Here is a 19,664-nt window from a genome sequence, read left to right as displayed (position 1 = left end):
AGGTCAGTGAGGCGAGATGGCGACGCTTTTGTCATGGCAGTCATAGTGATTCCGAGTTGCCGGACCATTGGCAATCCCACCGCCGTGTTTGTTGGCCCTGGGTGGATCGGGCCTGCACTGCAAAGGGGCAGGTACCCACCTGCCCTAGGGCCTGCCCTTTATCTGTTGGACGACAGTCACGAGCGTGCTCGGCTGGCGGTGGAAGCGGCGGCGAAGGCGTGGGTGCTACCTGTTGACGGCCTGGTGACGGCCTGAGGGGCGAAGGTGATCATGCGACGGTGTTCGGGAACGAGAAAACCGGCACGATCCCGTGGTTGGGCTCGTGCCGGTTTCCGTTGTGCCAGAACTTACTTCAGCTTGTCGGAGCCCAGTCCGAGGACGCGGCGGGCGACGATGAGCTGCTGGATCTGCTGGGTGCCTTCGAAGATGTCGAGGATCTTCGAGTCGCGGCTCCACTTCTCCAGGAGGGTGCGCTGGGAGTAGCCGGTGGTGCCGGCCAGTTCGACGGCCTTGAGGGTGACGTCGGTGCCCATGCGGCCGGCCTTGGCCTTGGACATGGAGGCTTCCAAGGAGTTCGGCTTCTTGTTGTCGGCCATCCAGGCGGCGCGCAGCGACAGCAGGTAGGCGGCCTCGTAGTCGGCTTCCATGCGGAGGAATTCCGCGGCGGCGGCGTGCTGGTTGTTGGCGGGCTTGTCGTAGGAGATCTCGACGCCCGCCTCCTCGAGGACCTTGCGGAGTTCCTCGAGGGCGGCGCGGCCGACGCCGACGGCCATGGCGGCCACCAGGGGACGGGTGTTGTCGAACGTCTGCATGACGCCCGCGAAACCCTTCTCCACATTGACTTCCGGCGAACCCAGGATGTTGTCCTTGGGGATGCGGCAGTCCTCGAAACGGATCTCGGCGGTGTCGGACGCCTTGATGCCGAGCTTGTGCTCGAGGCGGGACACGGTGAGGCCCTTGGCATCCCGCGGCACCACGAAGGACTTGATGGCGGCGCGGCCCAGGGACCGGTCCACCGACGCCCACACCACGATGTGGGTGGCGCGCGAGCCCGCGGTCACGAAGATCTTGGTGCCGTTGAGCACCCACTCGTCACCGTCGAGGGTGGCGGTGGTGGTGACGGCGGCCGAGTCGGAACCGAAGGACGGTTCGGTGATGGCCATGGCGGCCCACACCTTGCCGAAACGCGAGAGCTGCTCGTCGGTGGCGACCGCAGCGATGGCGGCGTTGCCGAGCCCCTGGTAGGGGATCGACAGCATCAGGCCGACGTCGCCCCAGGAGGTCTCCAGCGCGTTCATCAGCGCGGACATATTGCCGCCGTTGGTGTTACCCAGCAGCTCGGTGGCGTGCGCGTCCTTCTCGCCGTCGACCGAACGGCCGCCGGTGGCGCCCGAGATCTGCTCGGTGCCGGAGTCGGACAGGCCCTCCACCATGGCGGCCATGGTGTCCAGCTCGACCGGGTACTCGTGCTCGGCGAGGTCGTACTTGCGCGAAGCCGGGCGGAAGATCTCGGCGGCAACCTGGTGGGCCTGGTTGGCGCTGGCCCGCAGCTTCTTGGGGAGTTCGAGATTGATCATGATGGTCTCTCCGTTGAGAAGTCGGGTCAGATGAGGACGACGCCCTCGGCGATGCCGACGGCACGAAGATCGCGGTACCAGCGCTCGACCGGGTGCTCCTTGGTGAAGCCGTGGCCGCCCAGCAACTGCACGCCGTCCAGGCCGATCTGCATGCCCTTGTCGGTGGCCAGCTTCTTGGCCAGCGCCGCCTCGCGAGCGAACGACAGGCCCTGCTCCGCGCGTGACGCACCCCGCAGGGTCACGAGCCGGAGACCGTCGAGCTCGATGGCCATATTGGCGACCATGAACGCGACCGCCTGACGGTGCGCGATCGGCTCGCCGAACGCTTCGCGCTCCTTCACGTAGGGGATCACGTAGTCGAGCACGGCCTGCCCGGTGCCGATGGCCAGCGACGACCAGCCCAGGCGGGCCAGGCGCACGGCGTCGGCGTAATCCTCGGTGCGCTGCGCGACCTCGGCATCGCCCAGGATGGCGTTGGCCGGCACGGCGACATTGTCGAGCAGCAGGCGACCCAGGCCGGCGGCGCGCAGACCCATCGACGGATCGGCTTCGATCACCACGCCTTCGGTGTCGGCCTCGACCACGAAGAACGCGGGGCGGCCGTCCAGCTCGGCGGCGACGATGAACAGTTCGGCGTCACCCGCGGCGGGCACCAGGCTCTTCACGCCGTTCAAGCGGAAACCGCTGGGGGAGCGGGTGGCCTTGGTCTTCAGCGCGAACGGATCGAACAGCGCGCCCGGCTCGGAGATGACGACCGAGGACTGCGGCACGTTCTCACCGGTGAAGGCGCCCAGGTAGGTCTTCTGCTGCGCGTCGGTGCCCCACTGCGACAGCGCGACGGCCACACCCGAGGGCGCCAGGATCGGCAGCGCCAGACCCATGTCACCGTGCGCGAGGGCCTCGGCCACCAGCGAATTGGTGACCGCGCCGCGCTCGGAGGCCGCGCCGTCCAGTTCCTCGGGCACATTGATCAGGGTGATGCCGAGCTCGGCGGCCCGCTCCAGCAGATCGCGCGGCGCCTTGGCGGCATTGTCCGCGTCGTAGGCGGCCGGGCGCAGGATCTCGGCGGCGAACTCGCGCACCGTCTCGACGATCATCTGCTGCTCGTCGGACGGGGTCAGGTCGAAGTAGTCCTTCTTGCGAGACTCGTTGGCCGGCAGCCGCTTCGGGGCGCCGCCGCCGGAGACCTTCTCGAAGGCCCGGGTGGCCGCGCCGAGGGTGCGGAAGCCGGTCTTGGTGCCTTCGTAGGTCAGCCGTTCGATCGGCTTGCGCAGGTTGTACTTCTCCGCGAGCGGCGACCCGGTAATGGTCGTCATGACCCGCATGGCCGTGCCCATCCAGTCGCGCTTGACCGGGTTGAGGCCGACGGCGGAGGTATCCCGCTTCGTTGCGGTGTCTCGAGTGCTCATCATCACCAGTTTTCTTGAGTGTGGAGGGTGATCCTGCCCAGCAATCTTACTCCAGAGTAAGACTATCTTACTCCAGAGTAAGAAGAACCGTCGAGCGTTGTCGAATCGGCAGGTCGAGGCGGTGGTTTTCCCAGGTTTCGGAGATAGTGAAACAAACTCCATTCAGATGGGCCGGAACTGGGCTACCGTGCAGGCGCACCATCCCCCACTTTCGAAGGTCTTGCACATATGAAGAAGACAGTCATCGGCGTCGGCGGCTTCGCGGCCCTCACCCTGCTCGGCATGCCCGTCGCCACCGCCGCACCCGCCACCGGCCTCCCGCTGGAACCGGTCGCCGGCATCGAACTCGGCTCCAACGGCAGCCCCGCCGCCGACACCACCATCAGCCTCGGCTCGGTGGGCGTAGGCTCGGCCGCCCCCGGCGGCCCCTACCTCGAATTCGGCTCCGTCCGCTACTACCTCGGCTCGGGCTCCGTCTCCCCGCGCTGACGCCTTCGGGCACCCTCGCGCCGGGGCCGCAGCACCCGGCGTTCACCGCGAACCGGCAGGCTGACGGAATGTACTGGGTGGGCGGAAGTTTCGCGGTTCTCCTGCTGGTCTACGCGGATCGCTACGGCTATCACCGCGACGAGCTGTACTTCCTGGCCGCCGGACGGCGCCCCGACTGGGGTTATCCGGATCAGCCGCCCGTGGTTCCGCTGCTCGCCCGCGCCATGTCGTTCCTGGACGCGGATTCCTTGACGCTCCTGCGCCTCCCGGCGATCGCGGCGGCCGTCCTGGTCGTGCTGTGCGCCGGCTGGCTGGCACGCGAATTCGGGGGCGGTCGGCTCGCGCGGACCCTCGCCGCCGCGACGGTGGCCTCGGCCGCTCTGCTGATGGGGGCCGGGCATCTGCTCGGCACGACGATTTTCGATCTGGCGGTGCTCTCGCTGATCGTGCTGCTGGTACTGCGGCTGCTCCGCCCGGAAACCGATCGGCGCTGGTGGCTGGCCATCGGGGCATTGGTGGGGCTCGGGTTGCAGGTCAAGGCGCTCACCGCGATTCCACTGCTGTTGCTGGCCTTGGCATTCGCCGTGGTGGGACCGCGAAAGATATTCGCCACCAGATACTTTCCCCTGGCAGTCGGCCTGGCAACGCTGATCGTGCTGCCGTATCTGGTGTGGCAGGCGCGAAACGGCTGGCCGCAATGGGAATTGAGTCGAGCCATCGCGGGCGGATCCTCGGGCACCTCGGGTTCCCGGGCCGAGTTCGTGCTGCTGCAATGCGGCCTGATGGGCCCACTGCTGGTGCCGCTGTGGATATTCGGACTGTGGTGGCTGTGGCGGCATCGCGACTACCGAGCGTTCGCGCTCACCTATCTGCTGCTGTTCGCGACCTACCTGGCGACCGGTGGTAAGGCCTACTACCTGGGCGGCATGTACCCCCTGCTGCTCGCCGCCGCCGCGACCGGCCTGGAACCCGGGCTTGCCGGACGCCGAATCCGGCTTGCCGCGGTCGGTTCCGTGGTCACCGTCAATGCCGTTTTCGGCGCACTGCTGTTCCTTCCGGTACTGCCGGAGACGGAGCTGCGGGGCTCCCCGGTGGTTGAGATCAACTACGACGCGGGCGAGACCATCGGCTGGCCGGAGTATGTTCGCCAGCTCGCCGACGCCCGCGCTCGCGTCGCCCCCGACGCCGAAATCCTCACGGCCAATTACGGAGAAGCGGGCGCCGTGGAGCGCTTCGGCTCCGAATATCGTCTGCCCGCACCACACAGCCCGCACAACTCCTACTGGTGGTGGGGCCCGCCGGTGGATAACCGGCCGGTGCTCGTGGTGGGCATGGACGAGCCTCGAATCGCGTTGTTCTGCAAGGATTTTAAACTAGTCGTTCACCTACGTAATGAGTTCGACATACACGCCGACGAGCACGACGCGCCGGTGTATCTATGTAGCCAGCCGAAGGATTCATGGGCTGAATTGTGGCCTGGTCTGCGACGACTGGGATAGCCACGGCGCACGCTCGGATTCATAGGATGACATGTCAAAAGCGCTGTCCTCCACAATGATTCGCAGCATGGTGAAGTTTGTATAACAGGACTTCCATGCGGTTATTTCGTAACGGTTACGGCAACTGTCAAGGGCCACTACGTTTTTCGACGAGGCGAAAGGAGGATTGCTCATGTTGTCAGGACTCGTCTCTGTGGTAACAAGTCTGCTCAGTGGTCTCGTCGGTGTTCTCATCGGAAGCCCGGGTGGAGGTTCCGGCTCGGCCTAACGAGCTCGAATACGAAGGAGCACCCCCCGTGTGTACGACGGGGGGTGCTCTCTCGTTATACCGGAAACTCGGACCGGCGGGCCGGAGGATCAGGCGGACAATGCCGCCAGGACCTGGTCCTGCAGCCGGGAATTGGTGGCCACCGCGCTGCCGCCGTGCGGCCCGGGCACGCCGTCCAGGGAGGTGAAGGTACCGCCGGCCTCGCGGATCAGAATGTCGAGCGCGGCCATATCCCACAGCGACAGTTCGGGTTCGGTGGTGATGTCCACCGCTCCCTCGGCCAGCAGCGTGTAGCCGAAGAAGTCGCCGTAACCGCGCACCCGCCACACCTCGTCGGTCAGGACGAGAAGCTTCTCCCGCCGCCCGATGGCCCGCCACCCGGACAGGCTGGAGATGGCCAGGCTGGCCGCGCCCAGCTCCGCCACCGCCGAGACCGAAATCGGTTTGGCCGCACCCTTTTCGAAGCTGGTGAAGGCGCCCGCGCCGGCCGCCGCCCACCAGCGCCGGGACAGTGCCGGGGCGCTCACCACACCCACTACCGGCACGCCGTCCTCCAGCAGCGAGATGAGCGAGGCCCAGACCGGCACGCCGCGCACGAAGTTCTTGGTGCCGTCGATCGGATCGATCACCCACTGGCGGCCGGTGAATTCGGCATCGCCGCCGAATTCCTCGCCCAGCACCAGGTCGCCGGGGCGCTCCGACTTCAGGATGTCGCGGATCTCCCGCTCCACCGCCAGGTCGGCATCCGAGACCGGGGTCAGATCCGGCTTGGAGTCGATCTTCAGGTCGAGCGCGCCGAACCGGTCGCGGGTGATGGCGTCGGCGGCGTCGGCCAGCCGCAGGGCGAGTTCGAGATCTTCGGAGTAGGCGCTCACCGCCGACACGTTAGTGCCTGTCAGTGAACATTGCGTGACGGCAGCGAACTCCGGGCATCCCGCGCCCGCTCAGGCGGGAACGGCCTGCTTACGGGCGGCGGCGAGGGCGCCCGCCCACCAGTGCAGCTGCTCGAGCATGCCGCGCGCCGCGGCCTCCGGACCGGTCGGCTCGATCGGCTGGCCATCCTGGTCGAACAGCAGGAAATACTTGGGGAACGCGACGTACCCCTGCACGGTGTGCGCGTGCAGCTCGCCGAACACCTGCCGCAGGTGCTCCATGGCCAGGATGCCGCCGCTCAGGCCGCCGTATCCGACGAAACCGATGGCCTTGTGATTCCACTGCGTGAAGTGCCAGTCGATAGCCGTCTTCAGCGATGCCGGGTAACTCCGGTTGATATCCGGGGTGACGACGATGAAGGCGTCGGCCGCCGCCAGCCGCTCCGACAGCTCCTCGGTGCCGACCGGGCGCACCGGATTCGGCTCCATCAGCGGCGACACCGCGGGCAGCGCGTGCGGCAGCGGGTAATCGGCCAGATCGATGACGTCGACCTCGAATTCGCCGTACTCGCGGGCCTGTTCGGCCGCCCAGTTCGCCACCACCGGACCGAACCGGCCTTCCCGGACACTGCCGATGACCACCGCGAGACGAAGCGTGTTGCTCATGGGACTACTCCTTCGAGAGTTCACCGCGACCTGTCCGGCCGCTCGGCAACAACATTGCTGCGCTTCGTGACCCGCAGGGAGGCCAGCTCGAGGGTGGTAGTGACAGGGATACCCTCAGCCCCTGATTTCGCTTGCCCGGGCTTGCTACTTTCGAACGGTGAGCGATAACGAGCTGGGACTCTTCCTGAGATTGCGCCGGGAAGCCGTCACGCCCGCCGAGGTGGGGCTGCCCGCCGGCGCGCGCCGCCGCACGCCCGGACTGCGCCGCTCCGAACTGGCCACGCTCGCCGGCGTCAGCATCGAATACCTGACCCGGCTCGAACAGGGCCGCGATCGCAATCCCTCGCCACAGGTGCTGTCCGCCTTCGCCGACGCACTGCGCATGACGGCCTCGCAGCGCGTGCACCTGCTGCGCCTGGGCAAGGCCGCGGAGCCGTCCTTCAACTGCCTGGGCGGCCAGGGACCGAATCGCCGGGTGCGCCCGGCGGTGCGGGCGATTCTCGATCAGCTCGAGCCCGCCCCCGCCGCGCTCATGAACCGGCTCAGCGAGATCATCGCCTGCACAACGGGATACGAGCAGCTCTTCGGGCCGATCGGCCTCCTCGACAATGGCCTGCCGGGCAATTACGCCCGCTACGTGCTGACCGATCCGCGGGCGCGCGACGCCTACCCCGATTGGGAACACAAGGCGGACAAGGTGGTCGCGACCCTGAAGCAGGGGCCGGGGCGCGCCGATCCGCAGGTGCGCGAGCTCATCGACGAGCTGACCGTGCTGGTCGGTCAGGAGTTCACCCGTCGCATGGAGACGATTCCGGGTCTGCCCGATACCAATGGGGTCGGGCGGCTCACCCATCCCGAGGCGGGCGCGCTGCGGCTCGCGTACGAAACCCTCGAGCTCTCCGCCGACGACGATCAGTTCGTCATGATCTATCTCCCGGCCGACGACACCACCGCCGTGGCCTTGGACCGACTGGTCGGTCGCCGCCCGGGTGGATTACGCGCCGTCGCAGGTTGAAGGTCCGGCTGTCACTGCTGTGGCGGCTTCCCGGGTTGATGAACGAGTGCGGGACCCCGCGCGGGTCGTACTCCCTCTTGTTTCATCGATCTAGATAGGACTAGTAGCCTTGAACACCGTGCATCCTGACGTCTCTGCTGACCTGGCTGAACTCGACACGACTCTGAAGACTGTCGAGTCCGTGCTCGACATCGACGAGCTGGCTCGTCGTATCGACGAGCTCGAGCACCAGGCCGCGGACCCAGAGCTGTGGAACGACCAGGAACACGCTCAGAAAGTGACCAGCGAGCTCTCGCACGCGCAGGCCGAACTGCGTCGCGTGCGCGATCTCCGGCAGCGTCTGGAAGACCTGCCGGTGCTCTACGAATTGGCCGAGGACGAAGAGGGCGAAGCGCGCACGCAAGCCCTCGCCGACGCCGATGCCGAGCGTTCTTCGCTGCACGCCGACATCGAAGCCGTCGAGGTCCGGACCCTGCTCGCGGGCGAGTACGACAAGCGTGAAGCGCTCGTCAATATCCGCTCCGGCGCGGGCGGCGTGGACGCCGCCGACTGGGCCCAGATGCTCATGCGCATGTACGTGCGCTGGGCCGAACGCCACAAGTACCCGGTCGAGATCTACGACACCTCCTACGCCGAAGAGGCGGGCATCAAATCCGCCACCTTCGCCGTCAAGGTGCCGTACGCCTACGGCACCCTCTCGGTCGAGATGGGCACGCACCGCCTGGTGCGCATCAGCCCGTTCGACAACCAGGGCCGCCGCCAGACCTCCTTCGCCGAGGTCGAGGTGCTGCCCGTGGTCGAGACCACCGACCACATCGACATCAACGAGAACGAAGTCCGCGTCGACGTGTACCGCTCGTCGGGCCCGGGCGGTCAGTCCGTCAACACCACCGACTCGGCGGTCCGCCTGACCCACATTCCGACCGGCATCGTCGTCACCTGTCAGAACGAGAAATCGCAGCTGCAGAACAAGATTTCGGCCATGCGGGTGCTGCAGGCCAAGCTGCTCGAGCGCAAGCGGCAGGAGGAGCGCGCCCAGATGGACGCGCTCAAGACCAACGAGGGCGCGAGCTGGGGCAACCAGATGCGTTCGTACGTCTTGCATCCCTACCAGATGGTCAAGGATCTGCGTACCGCCTATGAGGTCAACAACCCCACCGCGGTGCTCGACGGCGATCTCGATGCCTTCATCGAGAGCGGCATCCGCTGGCGTATGCGGGAGCAGCAGACAACCCAGGGGTAACGCTTTATGAGTTCGATGCTCGCCGCCGGCACCGGAGCCGATCTAGGTAATTGGGTCCGGTCCAGCGGACTCGAGATCGTCCTGTTGATCGTCGGCGCGATGCTGTTCAGTCGCGCGGCAACCTTTGTGCGCGACCGGATCACGCGCAAGATCGACGCCACCTTCCGCTCCAGCGATTCGCTGGTGCGGTCGGAGGCGGCCAAGCATCGGCACGCGCTCGCCCAGGTCGTCACCTGGGTGGTGCTGTCCATCGTGTACTTCCTGGTCGGTCTGGAAGTCTTGCAGCGCTTGGGATTCCAGCTGACCGGTCTGGTCGCGCCCGCGGCGGTGCTCGGCGCCGCGCTCGGTTTCGGCGCCCAGCGCATCGTGCAGGATCTGCTCGCCGGATTCTTCCTGATCACCGAAAGGCAGTACGGCTACGGCGATGTGGTGCGCATCGCCGTCACTGGATCGGCTCAGGACGCGGAGGGTACGGTCGAGGACGTCACGTTGCGCATCACGACCTTGCGCAGCGCCGACGGCGAAGTGATCACCGTACCGAACGGCCAGATCGTGAAAGTGACCAATCTGTCGAAGGATTGGGCGCGTGCCGCAATCGACGTGCCCGTCCCCGCGACCGCCGATATCAACAAGGTCAACGAAGTCCTGCACGACGTGGGCGCCAAAGCCTTCGCCGATCGCAAGTTGAAGACGCTGCTGCTCGACGAACCCACCGTGATGGGTGTCGAAGATCTCACCGTCAACCAGATGAACATCAAGATGGTGGCCCGGACACTGCCGGGCAAACAGTTCGAAGTCGGGCGGGAGCTGCGCGTGCGAGTCGCCGCTGCACTACGCCGGGAGGGTCTCAGTGAAAACACGTAAGTCCACGGCGATCCTGCTCACCGTGTGGATCGCCACGTTCGTGCTGTACCTGTTCGTCAAGCCCGATACACAGAGCCACACCGACTACACCCCGATCGTCAACACCATGCTCAGCAACCATCTGCCTGGCACAGCTGAGCCATCCGCCCGCTAACGGCGTGTCTGCGCGGCGCGGCCGGGTAACGGTCAGGTCTCGGTACACTCGGACCTCGTGATTAGCCTGCGGAGTGTCAGTAAGGCGTACCCGACCTCGACGCGGCCCGCGCTGGACAATGTCTCCGTCGACATCGGAAAAGGCGAGTTCGTTTTCGTGATCGGACCGTCCGGCTCCGGCAAGTCGACCTTCATGCGTCTGCTGCTCAAAGACGAGAAGCCGACCACCGGAGAAGTCTGGGTGGCCGATTTTCGAGTCGACAAGCTACCGGGCCGCAAAGTCCCGAAACTGCGTCAGCGCATCGGCTGCGTGTTCCAGGACTTCCGGCTGCTGCAGCAGAAGTCGGTGGAACAGAACGTGGCGTTCGCGCTGGAAGTGATCGGTAAGTCGCGGACCTTCATCAATCGCGCCGTGCCCGAGGCGCTCGACATGGTCGGGCTCTCGGGCAAGGCCGACCGGCTGCCCAGCGAGCTCTCCGGTGGTGAGCAGCAACGGGTCGCGCTGGCCCGGGCCTTCGTGAACCGGCCGCTGGTGCTGCTGGCCGACGAACCGACCGGCAACCTCGATCCGGAGACCAGTCAGGACATCATGACGCTGCTGGAACGCATCAATCGGACCGGCACCACGGTGGTGATGGCCACCCACGACAACACCATCGTCGACGCCATGCGCCGGCGCGTGGTGGAACTCGATCGCGGCCGCCTGGTCCGCGACGAGGAGATGGGCGTGTACGGGGTGGGCCGGTAATGCGCGTCGGATTCCTGTTCAGCGAGGTCTTCACCGGCCTGCGCCGCAATATCACCATGACCATCGCCATGATCCTGACCACGGCGGTCTCGCTGACCATGCTGGGCGGCGGGCTGCTGGCGGTGCGCATGGCGGACAAGATCGAGGACTACTACGTGCAGCGGGTGGAGATCCGGCTGTACCTGGACGACGAGGTCTCGCGCACCGATCCGGACTGCACCGCCGATACCTGCAAGACGCTCATGGCCGACCTGAAGAAGCATTCGGATGTGGCGAGCGTGCAGTTCGTGAACTCGGCGGACGCGGTGAAGGAGGTCAAGGAGACCACCTTCAAGGATCAGCCGGGGCTCGCGGACGAAGTGAGCAAGGACGGGCTGCCGGCCTCGTTCCGGGTGAAGCTCGACGATGTCACCAAGTACCGGTCCATCTACGACGACTTCGCCAAGCGGCCGGGCGTCATGACGGTGCTCAACGATATGGACATCGTGGACCGGCTGGTGAGTTTCTTTGTCGGACTGCGGAATGCGGCGTTCGGGCTGGCGGCTCTGCAGGCCATCGCGGCATTGTTGTTGATCGCCAATATGGTTCACGTGGCCGCCATGGCGCGCAAGACCGAGGTCTCGATCATGCGATTGGTCGGCGCGACCCGCTGGTACACGCAGCTGCCGTTCCTGCTGGAGGCGGTGCTGGCCGCGCTGGCCGGTGCGGTGCTGGCGGTGGGCGGATTGTTCGTGGCGCAGCCGCTGGTGATCAACCGGGCGCTGGGCAGCCTGTTCAACGATCAGGTGCTGCCGCGCATCACCGGGGACGACATCGCGACCGTGGCGTTGATCGTGACTCCGGTGGGTATCGGGTTCGCGGCGTTGACGGCCTATCTGGCGTTGCGCTTCTACGTGCGGGAGTGAGTCGGCGTGTCGGTGCGCGAAGTTGGCAACGGCTGGATCGGTGTCTGCCGGTGTCCGTAGGATTGCCGGCGTGAGCGCACCGGAGGTCGAGGCCGTCAACCGCAACGCGACCCTGGGGTCCGCCGGCCGTGTTGGATTCACTGAGGGCGATGCGGCGCACCAGGTTCTGCGTAAGACGTTCGGCTATGACAGTTTTCGCGGGCCGCAGCGGGAGATCGTCGAACAGGTGATCTCCGGCGGCGACGCGCTGGTGCTGATGCCGACCGGTGGCGGTAAGTCGCTCTGCTATCAGATCCCGGCCTTGGTGCGCGACGGCGTGGGCGTCGTCGTGTCGCCTCTGATCGCGTTGATGCAGGACCAGGTCGATGCGCTGAACGCGGTCGGGGTGCGGGCCGGATTCCTCAACTCCACCCAGTTCCCCGACGAACGGCGCACGGTGGAGGCGCAATTCGTGGCGGGGGAGCTGGACCTGCTCTACCTCGCGCCCGAACGGCTGCGGCTGGAGTCCACGGCGGCGCTGCTGGACAAGGGCAAGATCTCGCTGTTCGCCATCGACGAGGCGCACTGTGTATCGCAGTGGGGCCACGACTTCCGGCCGGACTATCTGGCGCTGTCCATGCTGCATCAGCGCTGGCCGGACGTGCCGCGTATCGCGCTCACCGCCACCGCCACGGCGGCCACCCGCAAGGAGATCGCGGAACGGCTCGACCTGGTGTCGGCCAAGCATTTCGTGGCCAGTTTCGACCGGCCGAATATCCAGTACCGGATCGAGGGCAAGAACCGGCCCGAACAGCAACTGCTGTCGTTCATCCAGAACGAGCACGCGGGGGAGGCGGGCATCGTCTACTGCCTCTCGCGCAATTCGGTGGAGAAGACCGCGGCGTTCCTGTCCGCCAATGGCGTGGCGGCCGTGCCGTATCACGCCGGGCTCGACAATCGGGTGCGGGCGACGAACCAGGCGCGGTTCCTGCGGGAGGACGGCCTGGTGGTGGTCGCCACCATCGCCTTCGGCATGGGCATCGACAAACCGGATGTGCGCTTCGTCGCACACCTGGATCTGCCCAAATCCGTCGAGGGCTACTACCAGGAGACCGGTCGCGCCGGCCGCGACGGCCAGCCCTCCACCGCCTGGATGGTCTACGGCCTCAGCGACGTTGTGCAGCAACGCAAGATGATCGACATGTCCGAGGGCGACGCCATGCACCGGCGGCAGCTGCAGCTGCACCTGGACGCCATGCTCGCGCTCTGCGAGACCGTGGAATGCCGGCGCACCCAGCTGCTCGCCTACTTCGGCCAGGAGGGCAAGGCGTGCGGGAACTGTGATACCTGTCTCAATGCTCCCGAGGCCTGGGACGGCACCGTGCCCGCGCAGAAGGTGCTCTCCACCATCCTGCGGTTGAAGCGCGAACGCGGGCAGAGCTTCGGCGCCGGGCACATCGTCGACATTCTCATCGGCAAGCGAAACCCCAAGGTGGAGCAGCACGCCCATCACGAACTCAAGGTCTTCGGCATCGGCACCGAACTGCGCGATATCGAATGGCGGGGCGTGGTGCGGCAGTTGCTGGCCCAGGGGCTGCTGGCCGTGCACGGCGACTACGGTGTGCTGACGCTCACCGAATCCAGCAACGAGGTGCTGTTCGACGGCCGGCAGGTCAAGCTCCGCCGCGAACCCGAGCGCGCCAAGACCACCCGGACCGCCAAGTCCGCCAAGGCTTCCCGGCCCGCCGCCGACCTCGCGCCCGGCGACTCCGAACTGTTCGAGAAGCTGCGCGCCTGGCGTGCGGCCACCGCCAAGGAACAGGGCGTCCCCGCCTACGTCGTCTTCCACGACGCCACCCTGCGCGAAATCGCCGCCCGCAAACCGGGCTCGCTCGCCGACCTCGGCACCATCTCCGGCATCGGCGAGAACAAGCGCGCCAAGTACGGCGAGGGTGTGCTCGAGGTCATCGCCGAATCGGGCGGCGGTGCGGGTTCCGCTGGCGCCCCGCCCGCTGCCTCGGCTCCGGCCGCGGTGAAAACCGCAGCGCCCCGGCAGTCTTCGCGTTTCGGAGATGCCGCGCCCGCCCCGCGCCCCGCCGCCGCGTCCGCCGCTTCACGCCCGGCCGCCGCATCCGCTGCCGCGCGACCCACCCCGACCGCCGCGCCCAGTTTCGCCGCCGACGACATCCCGTGGCCGGATGAAGCGCCGCCCGACTTCGATGAGCTGCCGCCCGACTACGCGTAAGACGAGCTGCCGCCCGGCTACGGGCAAGTCGAGCTGCCGCCGGACTGCGCGTAACCGGGCGCGGACTCGCGTAAGTGGACTGCCGGGTGGTGCGTGAGCGGCTGCGCGGCTGTGCGCAATCGACCTCGGGATGGCCGTTAGCCAGCGGATTTGGATGCTGAGCGCTCCCGCGATAAGCTTTCGGAGCTGCCGCGGTCCACGGATCGCAGTAAAGCTCCTGGTCCCGTCGTCTAGCGGCCTAGGACGCCGCCCTCTCAAGGCGGTAGCGCGGGTTCAAATCCCGTCGGGACTACCAAGAAAGGCCCCCAACTCCGGTTGGGGGCCTTTCTCGTTCTCCCGCAATACTTCTCGTGAGTGGAGACCGAACTCACCACCGGGGAATTTGCCCGGCTTGCCGGGCCTTTGCAATGGTGGAAGTGGTTCCTCGATGGAACCCCGGACGATGGAGCCGTACCCGGTCAGCGACAAGACGGCCTCTCAGGAGGCTCGTCATGTACTGGATCGTCCTGCTCGCCTCGGGCGTCTTCGAAGCCGTATGGGCCACCGCCCTCGGCAAGTCCGAAGGCTTCACCCGCCTCGCCCCCTCGCTCGTGTTCGGCGTCGCCCTGCTCGCCAGCATGGCCGGCCTCGCCTACGCCATGCGCGGGCTGCCCGTCGGCACCGCCTACGCGGTCTGGGTCGGCACCGGCGCGGTCCTCACCGTCGCCTACGCCATGGCCACCGGGACCGAGCCGGTCTCCGCGCTCAAGATATTGCTGCTCGGCGGCATCGTGGCCTGCGTGATCGGTCTCAAAATCATCGCCTGACCCGGCCTCGGAATAAATGGCTGGCCCTGACCGATAATGTTGACCGTTATGAAGGAGAAGGGGCGCAAGGCCATCGCGACCAACCGCAAGGCGCGGCATCTGTACTCGATCCTGGACACCTACGAGGCGGGAGTCGCGCTGGTCGGGACCGAGGTCAAGAGCCTGCGTGAAGGCAAGGCATCGCTCGTCGACGCCTTCGCCACCATCGACGACGGTGAAGTCTGGCTGCGTGGCCTGCACATTCCCGAGTACGGCAACGGCAGCTGGACCAATCACACGCCGCGCCGCAGCCGCAAACTGCTGCTGCACCGGCGCGAGATCGACAAGCTGGTCGGCAAGACCAAGGAGTCCAGCCTCACCCTGGTTCCGCTGTCCATGTACTTCTCCGACGGCAAGGTCAAGGTCGAACTCGCCCTCGCCAAGGGCAAGCAGGAGCACGACAAGCGCCAGGACCTGGCTCGTCGCACCACCGAACGCGAGATCACCCGTGAGCTCGGCCGCCGCATCAAAGGCATGCGCGGTTAATGGGATGATCCGCTGTTTGCGCGGTGTTACTATGGGTGGCCCGGTGAGAGCCGGGTAGTTCATCTGAATCGGATGAAACAGCTCGGGGCTGAACGGTTTCGACTGCGTACGTTGATTCAGGGGAAGCGTGTCGGTGCAGGCAGGAGACCACCGTATAAGCGTCGCTGTAACCCTATAAGCGCCGATTCCAATCAGCGCGACTACGCTCTCGCTGCCTAAGCAACGAAGCGTGTCTGTCAGCCCGGGTTCGCCCTCGACCCGGTCCCTGGCATCAGCTAGAGGGCTCTACTGTCCGTCGCGGCCGCGGCGGCGGACAGGACACCTAACAGCGGCTGGGATCGTCATCTCGGCTTGTTCGCGTGACCGAGAGATCCGAGCAGAGGCATAGCGAACTGCACACGGAGAAGCCCTGAAAATGCGGCGGAGGACCCGGGTTCGATTCCCGGCAGCTCCACTGAGAAGGCCCGGTCCACCAGGACCGGGCCTTCGTCGTTCGCGCTAGCGCTTACCCGCCGGCCCGGCGACGGAAGGTGCGCTTGCCACCCGCCTGAGTGTGCGCACCGCGGACCTTGCCGCCATTGTGGTACGAACCGCCTGCGGACGCGTGGCCGTTCTTCCGCTCGAGTGCTTCCCGGAACTTCCGTCTGGTCGCCTCCTCCGGCGACTCCGTAGCTTCGCCCGCGAGATTCTCAGCGGGGACTTCATTTTCATCGGCCATGGATTCACCCTATCCGGTGTGTCGCGCCGGTAGCCGGAAGCCGTACTCGGACAGGACGGTCCGCAGCAGGTCGGGGCGGTTGGTGATGAGGCCGTCGACGCCCAGCTCGATCAGGGCGGTCATGGTGGGGCGATCGTCGACCGTCCAGGGCAGCACGCGCATTCCGCGCCGGTGGGCGGCGTCGACGAGTTCCCTTGTGGTGAACGGCCGATACCCCGGGTCCGCGATGGAGCCGTCCTGTGGATCGCCATGCACTGGGGATACTGCATCGGCGCCGAAAGATGCTGCGGCGGATACGTATTTCTCTTGCAGGGAGCCCGGAAAGTCGTCGATGTCGATGCCGCCCAGCCAAGGGGAGGCGCCTGGTTCGCCTGCCTGGAGAAACTGCTGTCCGCTGGTGAGGGCGACCAGCGGGAGTTCCGGTGCGACGCGGCGCATCAGCATGAGTGCGCCCCAGTCGAAGCTTTGAATGGTGACCTGGCGGGTCATTCCCGCCTTCCGGACTTCGTCGGCAACGACATTCACGAACTGCTCGCGAGGCGCGGTCTGTTCGGGGGCGGCGGCTTCCACTTTGGTTTCGACATTGAGCATCACGTCGTCGGCTCGGCGTGCGCGCACCAGGTCGAAAACCTCTGACAGCAGCGGCATTCGGGATTGCGGGGCGGTGCGCTGACCGGGGAAGGCGGCCAGGGCCTTCGAGCCGCAGTCGATGGTGCGGACCTGGGCGAGGGTCAGGTTGCGGATGTATTTGGTGCCTGGAACGTAGGGGAAGTCGGGATCGTTCGGCGTCGCGGGGGCGGTGTCGATGCACTTGTCGGGACTGGGATCTCGGTCGTGGGTGACGACCGCGTATCCGTCCGAGGTGAGCTGGACGTCCAGTTCGAGGGTGGTGACGCCGAGTGCGAGGGCATTCGTGAAGGCCGGGAGGGTGTTCTCAACCATCAGCGCGGCGCCGCCCCGGTGTGCTTGCAGGTCGAATTCACGACCGGGTCCGTCGGCGGTGGCGGGTGGGGCCGTGAGTAGCGCGGCGGCGAGCAATGTCGCCGCCGCGGTTGTTCCGGTGCCCATGCCTTCGATGGTGCGGGCGTGGGCCTACCTGCGGGTGGCCGGTTGGTGAACTGTTCGGGCTCAGCGGGCGCGCTGCACGCGCTGCTCGTCCCAGACCGGCGTATCGCTCTCGTAGACGGCGCCGTCGGAGCCGAAGACGAGGAAGCGGTCGAAGCCGCGGGCGAACCAGCGGTCGTGGGTGACGGTGACGACCGTGCCGGCGAAGCCCGCGATGCCGTGTTCGAGGGCTTCGGCGGAGTGCAGATCCAGGTTGTCGGTGGGTTCGTCCAGGAGCAGCATTGTCGCGCCGGACAATTCGAGCAGCAGGATCTGCATGCGCGCCTGCTGGCCGCCGGACAGGTCGTCGTAGCGTTGTTCGGCGGCGCGGGCGAGTTCGTAGCGGTCCAGGACCCGGGTGGCGGCTTCGCGGCCCATACCGTCGCGGTGCTCGTCGCCCATGTGCATGATCTCGAGCAGGGTGCGGCCGGAAAGGTCGGGGCGGGAATGGGTTTGGGCGAAATAGCCGGGGCGGACCCGGGCGCCCAGTGCCGCGGTGCCGGTGTGCGGTACCGGAGCCAGGTTCAGGCTCTGGATCGGCAGATGTTCGGTGCCCGGATCGGTTCCGCCGGCCGCGAGCAGCCGCAGGAAGTGGGATTTGCCGGAGCCGTTGGAGCCGAGCACCGCGACGCGATCGCCATACCAGATCTCGGTGTCGAACGGTTTCATCAGGCCCGTGAGACCGAGCTGGGTGCAGACCAGTGCGCGTTTGCCGGTGCGGCCGCCGTGCAGGCGCACGGTGACGTTCTGCCGCAACGGGATCGCCTCGGGCGGGCCCGCCTCCTCGAACTTGGCCAAGCGGGTCTGGGCCGCGTGGTATCGGGCGGCGACGCCATCGTTGAACTTGGCTTTCTCACGCAAGCGCAGCACCAGGGCGCGGAGTTTGGCGCGATCCTCGTCCCAGCGCCGGCGCAGTTCGTCCAGGCGCGCGTTGCGATCTTCCCGCGCCTGTTGATAGCTCGCCAGCCCGCCGCCGTGCACCCACGCGGTCGCACCGTTGACGCCCGGTTCCAGGGTCACGATCCGGGTCGCCGCGTTCGCGATCAACTCCCGGTCGTGGCTCACGAACAGCACCGACTTGCTCGACTCCGCGATGGTCCGCTCCAGCCACTGCTTGCCCGGCACATCCAGATAGTTGTCCGGCTCGTCCAGCAACAGCACCTCGTCGGGCCCCGCGAACAGCGCCTCCAGCACGATCCGCTTCTGCTCGCCCCCGCTCAGCGCACTCGCCGCCCGCCACTTGGCCCGATCGAACGGCACCCCCAGCGCCGCCATGGTCACCTTGTCCCAGAACGCCTCGAACTCGTACCCGCCGACATCCGCCCAATCCGACAGCGCATGCGCGTACTTCAGCTGCGCCGGCTCCGAATCATCCTGGATCAACGCGTTCTCGGCGTCATCCAAGGCCCGCGCCGCGCCCTTGATATTCGCCGGCGACACCTCCAACAACAGATCCCGAACCGTCGACTCATCCCGCACCTGCCCGATGAACTGCCGCATCACCCCCAGCGACCCCGACCGCGTCACCGCCCCCTCATCCGCGACCGCATCCCCCGCAATGATCTTCAAAAGCGTCGTCTTCCCGGTCCCATTGGGCCCGATCAACGCCGCCTTGACCCCCGCCCCGATCCGGAACCCCACCCCACCCAGCAACTGCCGCCCATCGGGCAGGAAGTACTCGACCTCACTGACGTCAATGTGACCCACCCACCCAGCCAACCCGTTATTCGCGGGCAACACAACTCGTTAACCGGGAGGCCCGGTCGCGCGGCGCCGGGCCTCCCTGTCGCGGTGCGGGATTCAGGCGTTCGGGTCGCCGTAGGCGGCGGCTATGTCTTTGGAGGTGGACCAGCGGCTGTAGGTGGGGGATTGGGGCCAGCCGGTGGGGGAGTCTTGCCATTCTTCTTGGCGGCCGTAGGGGAGGAGGTCGATGAGGGGGAAGGAGTGGCTCAGTTGTTCGGTGCCGCGGCCGTTGGTGTGCCAGGTTCGGTAGACGGTGTCGTTGTGGCGGAGGAAGACGTTGACGGCGAAGCCGGCGTCGGGTGGGGCGCCTACGTCGGCGCCGAAGGGGCTGTTGGCGGTGGAGTACCAGGTCATTTGGTTGCCTACGCGGCGTTTGTAGGCGAGGGCTTCGTCGATGGGGCCCTGGGTGACTATGACGAAACGGGCGTCGTAGTTGTCGAGGAATTCGAGGCGGGTGAATTGGGAGGTGAAGCCGGTGCAGCCGCCGCACTGCCATTGCTCGCCGGGGAACCACATGTGGTTGTAGACGATGAGCTGGGATTTGCCTTCGAAGATATCGGCCAGGCGGATGGGGCCGTCCTCGCCTTCCAGGGTGTAGTCGGGCAGTTCGACCATGGGGAGGCGGCGGCGCTGGGCGGCGATGGCGTCGAGTTCGCGGGTGGCGGCTTTCTCGCGGATACGGAGCTGGTCGAGTTCGTGCTGCCAGGTGGCGGCGTCCACGACGGGCGGGAGTGCTTGGGTGCTCATGAGGTCCTCCTGTCGGCGTCCACAGAGTGGGGGCTGTAGGGGTAGACGGCGGCCGGGGAGCGAATTCATCGGTGCTCGTGCGGGTTCGC

General features: G+C 66.7%; 19 protein-coding genes, 1 tRNA gene, 1 other RNA gene and 1 riboswitch. Of the genes, 13 read left to right on the top strand and 8 right to left on the bottom strand.

The genetic code is table 11. The annotated features are described in order from the left end of the window. Positions 1-347 precede the first annotated feature (347 nt). Entirely contained in the window at positions 348-1,577 is a 1,230-nt protein-coding gene (locus NY1_RS20920) for an acyl-CoA dehydrogenase family protein (RefSeq protein WP_067715938.1), read from the bottom strand. Positions 1,578-1,603: 26 nt separating this feature from the next. Next, positions 1,604-2,992, bottom strand: coding sequence for an acyl-CoA dehydrogenase family protein (locus NY1_RS20915; protein ID WP_439956028.1), 1,389 nt, complete (start codon positions 2,990-2,992; stop codon positions 1,604-1,606). A 222-nt stretch (positions 2,993-3,214) separates the two neighbouring features. Between NY1_RS20915 and NY1_RS20910 the strand changes: the two genes are divergently transcribed. Continuing rightward, positions 3,215-3,475: a hypothetical protein gene (locus tag NY1_RS20910; RefSeq protein ID WP_067715933.1), complete on the top strand. Its 261-nt coding sequence runs from the start codon at positions 3,215-3,217 to the stop codon at positions 3,473-3,475. Positions 3,476-3,543: 68 nt separating this feature from the next. Further along, entirely contained in the window at positions 3,544-4,974 is a 1,431-nt protein-coding gene (locus NY1_RS20905; protein ID WP_067715930.1) for a glycosyltransferase family 39 protein, read from the top strand. 357 nt (positions 4,975-5,331) lie between these two features. Here the strand turns inward: NY1_RS20905 and hisN are convergent, their stop codons facing one another. Together hisN and NY1_RS20895 are read right to left on the bottom strand one after the other, a co-directional pair. Beyond that, entirely contained in the window at positions 5,332-6,117 is a 786-nt protein-coding gene (gene hisN / locus NY1_RS20900) for a histidinol-phosphatase (protein ID WP_067716259.1), read from the bottom strand. Positions 6,118-6,186: 69 nt separating this feature from the next. Beyond that, complete coding sequence (locus NY1_RS20895) at positions 6,187-6,780, bottom strand: NADPH-dependent FMN reductase (RefSeq protein WP_067715928.1); 594 nt, start codon at positions 6,778-6,780, stop codon at positions 6,187-6,189. A 157-nt stretch (positions 6,781-6,937) separates the two neighbouring features. Here NY1_RS20895 and NY1_RS20890 point away from each other — a divergent pair, with 157 nt between their 5' ends. The 11 genes from NY1_RS20890 to ssrA all read left to right on the top strand — a co-directional run bounded on the left by NY1_RS20890 (position 6,938) and on the right by ssrA (position 15,720). Beyond that, positions 6,938-7,795, top strand: coding sequence for a helix-turn-helix domain-containing protein (locus tag NY1_RS20890; RefSeq protein WP_067715925.1), 858 nt, complete (start codon positions 6,938-6,940; stop codon positions 7,793-7,795). 118 nt (positions 7,796-7,913) lie between these two features. After that, on the top strand, positions 7,914-9,038 hold the full coding sequence (gene prfB / locus NY1_RS20885) for a peptide chain release factor 2 (protein ID WP_067716256.1): 1,125 nt from the start codon (positions 7,914-7,916) through the stop codon (positions 9,036-9,038). Between the two features lie 6 nt (positions 9,039-9,044). Continuing rightward, positions 9,045-9,902 (top strand): mechanosensitive ion channel family protein, encoded by an 858-nt coding sequence (locus NY1_RS20880; RefSeq protein ID WP_084535164.1) that lies wholly within the window; start codon positions 9,045-9,047, stop codon positions 9,900-9,902. Further along, positions 9,889-10,056, top strand: coding sequence for an Rv3103c transmembrane domain-containing protein (locus tag NY1_RS43080; protein WP_157762407.1), 168 nt, complete (start codon positions 9,889-9,891; stop codon positions 10,054-10,056). The genes NY1_RS20880 and NY1_RS43080 overlap by 14 nt, the downstream gene beginning before the upstream one ends. 57 nt (positions 10,057-10,113) lie before the next feature. Next, entirely contained in the window at positions 10,114-10,803 is a 690-nt protein-coding gene (gene ftsE / locus NY1_RS20875) for a cell division ATP-binding protein FtsE (protein ID WP_067715922.1), read from the top strand. Then, positions 10,803-11,708 (top strand): permease-like cell division protein FtsX, encoded by a 906-nt coding sequence (gene ftsX, locus NY1_RS20870; RefSeq protein WP_067715920.1) that lies wholly within the window; start codon positions 10,803-10,805, stop codon positions 11,706-11,708. The genes ftsE and ftsX overlap by 1 nt, the downstream gene beginning before the upstream one ends. A 112-nt stretch (positions 11,709-11,820) precedes the next feature. Then, positions 11,821-13,932: a DNA helicase RecQ gene (recQ, locus tag NY1_RS20865; RefSeq protein WP_157762419.1), complete on the top strand. Its 2,112-nt coding sequence runs from the start codon at positions 11,821-11,823 to the stop codon at positions 13,930-13,932. Between the two features lie 219 nt (positions 13,933-14,151). Continuing rightward, positions 14,152-14,227: transfer RNA gene (locus NY1_RS20860), tRNA-Glu, on the top strand. A 119-nt stretch (positions 14,228-14,346) separates the two neighbouring features. After that, positions 14,347-14,411: riboswitch (guanidine-III (ykkC-III) riboswitch) on the top strand. Positions 14,412-14,423: 12 nt separating this feature from the next. After that, positions 14,424-14,738 (top strand): DMT family transporter, encoded by a 315-nt coding sequence (locus tag NY1_RS20855; protein WP_067715917.1) that lies wholly within the window; start codon positions 14,424-14,426, stop codon positions 14,736-14,738. A gap of 48 nt (positions 14,739-14,786) precedes the next feature. Then, positions 14,787-15,263, top strand: coding sequence for an SsrA-binding protein SmpB (gene smpB, locus NY1_RS20850; RefSeq protein WP_067715914.1), 477 nt, complete (start codon positions 14,787-14,789; stop codon positions 15,261-15,263). 84 nt (positions 15,264-15,347) lie between these two features. After that, positions 15,348-15,720: a transfer-messenger RNA gene (gene ssrA, locus NY1_RS20845) on the top strand. A gap of 48 nt (positions 15,721-15,768) precedes the next feature. Here ssrA and NY1_RS43780 read toward each other — a convergent pair. From NY1_RS43780 to NY1_RS20825, 4 genes are all read right to left on the bottom strand, one after another. Continuing rightward, positions 15,769-15,981, bottom strand: coding sequence for a DUF5302 domain-containing protein (locus tag NY1_RS43780; RefSeq protein ID WP_067715912.1), 213 nt, complete (start codon positions 15,979-15,981; stop codon positions 15,769-15,771). A gap of 9 nt (positions 15,982-15,990) precedes the next feature. After that, the gene (locus tag NY1_RS20835; RefSeq protein ID WP_067715909.1) at positions 15,991-17,049 is read right to left on the bottom strand and encodes a glycerophosphodiester phosphodiesterase family protein; all 1,059 of its coding nucleotides are present in this window, start codon (positions 17,047-17,049) and stop codon (positions 15,991-15,993) included. A 60-nt stretch (positions 17,050-17,109) separates the two neighbouring features. After that, positions 17,110-18,792 carry an ABC-F family ATP-binding cassette domain-containing protein gene (locus NY1_RS20830; RefSeq protein ID WP_067715906.1) on the bottom strand — a complete coding sequence of 561 codons (1,683 nt, stop codon included), beginning with the start codon at positions 18,790-18,792 and terminating at the stop codon, positions 17,110-17,112. A gap of 93 nt (positions 18,793-18,885) precedes the next feature. Further along, a complete protein-coding gene (locus NY1_RS20825) occupies positions 18,886-19,575 on the bottom strand; it encodes a DUF899 domain-containing protein (protein ID WP_067715903.1) in 690 nt (229 codons plus the stop codon). Positions 19,576-19,664 lie beyond the last annotated feature (89 nt).

The organism is Nocardia yamanashiensis NBRC 100130 (assembly GCF_001613325.1).
Lineage (GTDB): Bacteria > Actinomycetota > Actinomycetes > Mycobacteriales > Mycobacteriaceae > Nocardia > Nocardia yamanashiensis.
Note: the sequence above shows the minus strand (reverse complement) of the source record. Positions and strands in the feature narration are given on the sequence as shown.

Excerpts from the sequence above, each read along its gene's own strand:
- NY1_RS20920 (WP_067715938.1), bottom strand. The coding sequence starts at position 1,577 with ATGATCAATCTCGAACTCCCCAAGAAGCTGCGGGCCAGCGCCAACCAG.
- NY1_RS20910 (WP_067715933.1), top strand. The coding sequence starts at position 3,215 with ATGAAGAAGACAGTCATCGGCGTCGGCGGCTTCGCGGCCCTCACCCTG.
- NY1_RS20905 (WP_067715930.1), top strand. The coding sequence starts at position 3,544 with ATGTACTGGGTGGGCGGAAGTTTCGCGGTTCTCCTGCTGGTCTACGCG.
- NY1_RS20895 (WP_067715928.1), bottom strand. The coding sequence starts at position 6,780 with ATGAGCAACACGCTTCGTCTCGCGGTGGTCATCGGCAGTGTCCGGGAA.
- NY1_RS20880 (WP_084535164.1), top strand. The coding sequence starts at position 9,045 with ATGAGTTCGATGCTCGCCGCCGGCACCGGAGCCGATCTAGGTAATTGG.
- ftsX (WP_067715920.1), top strand. The coding sequence starts at position 10,803 with ATGCGCGTCGGATTCCTGTTCAGCGAGGTCTTCACCGGCCTGCGCCGC.
- NY1_RS20855 (WP_067715917.1), top strand. The coding sequence starts at position 14,424 with ATGTACTGGATCGTCCTGCTCGCCTCGGGCGTCTTCGAAGCCGTATGG.
- smpB (WP_067715914.1), top strand. The coding sequence starts at position 14,787 with ATGAAGGAGAAGGGGCGCAAGGCCATCGCGACCAACCGCAAGGCGCGG.
- NY1_RS43780 (WP_067715912.1), bottom strand. The coding sequence starts at position 15,981 with ATGGCCGATGAAAATGAAGTCCCCGCTGAGAATCTCGCGGGCGAAGCT.
- NY1_RS20835 (WP_067715909.1), bottom strand. The coding sequence starts at position 17,049 with ATGGGCACCGGAACAACCGCGGCGGCGACATTGCTCGCCGCCGCGCTA.
- NY1_RS20825 (WP_067715903.1), bottom strand. The coding sequence starts at position 19,575 with ATGAGCACCCAAGCACTCCCGCCCGTCGTGGACGCCGCCACCTGGCAG.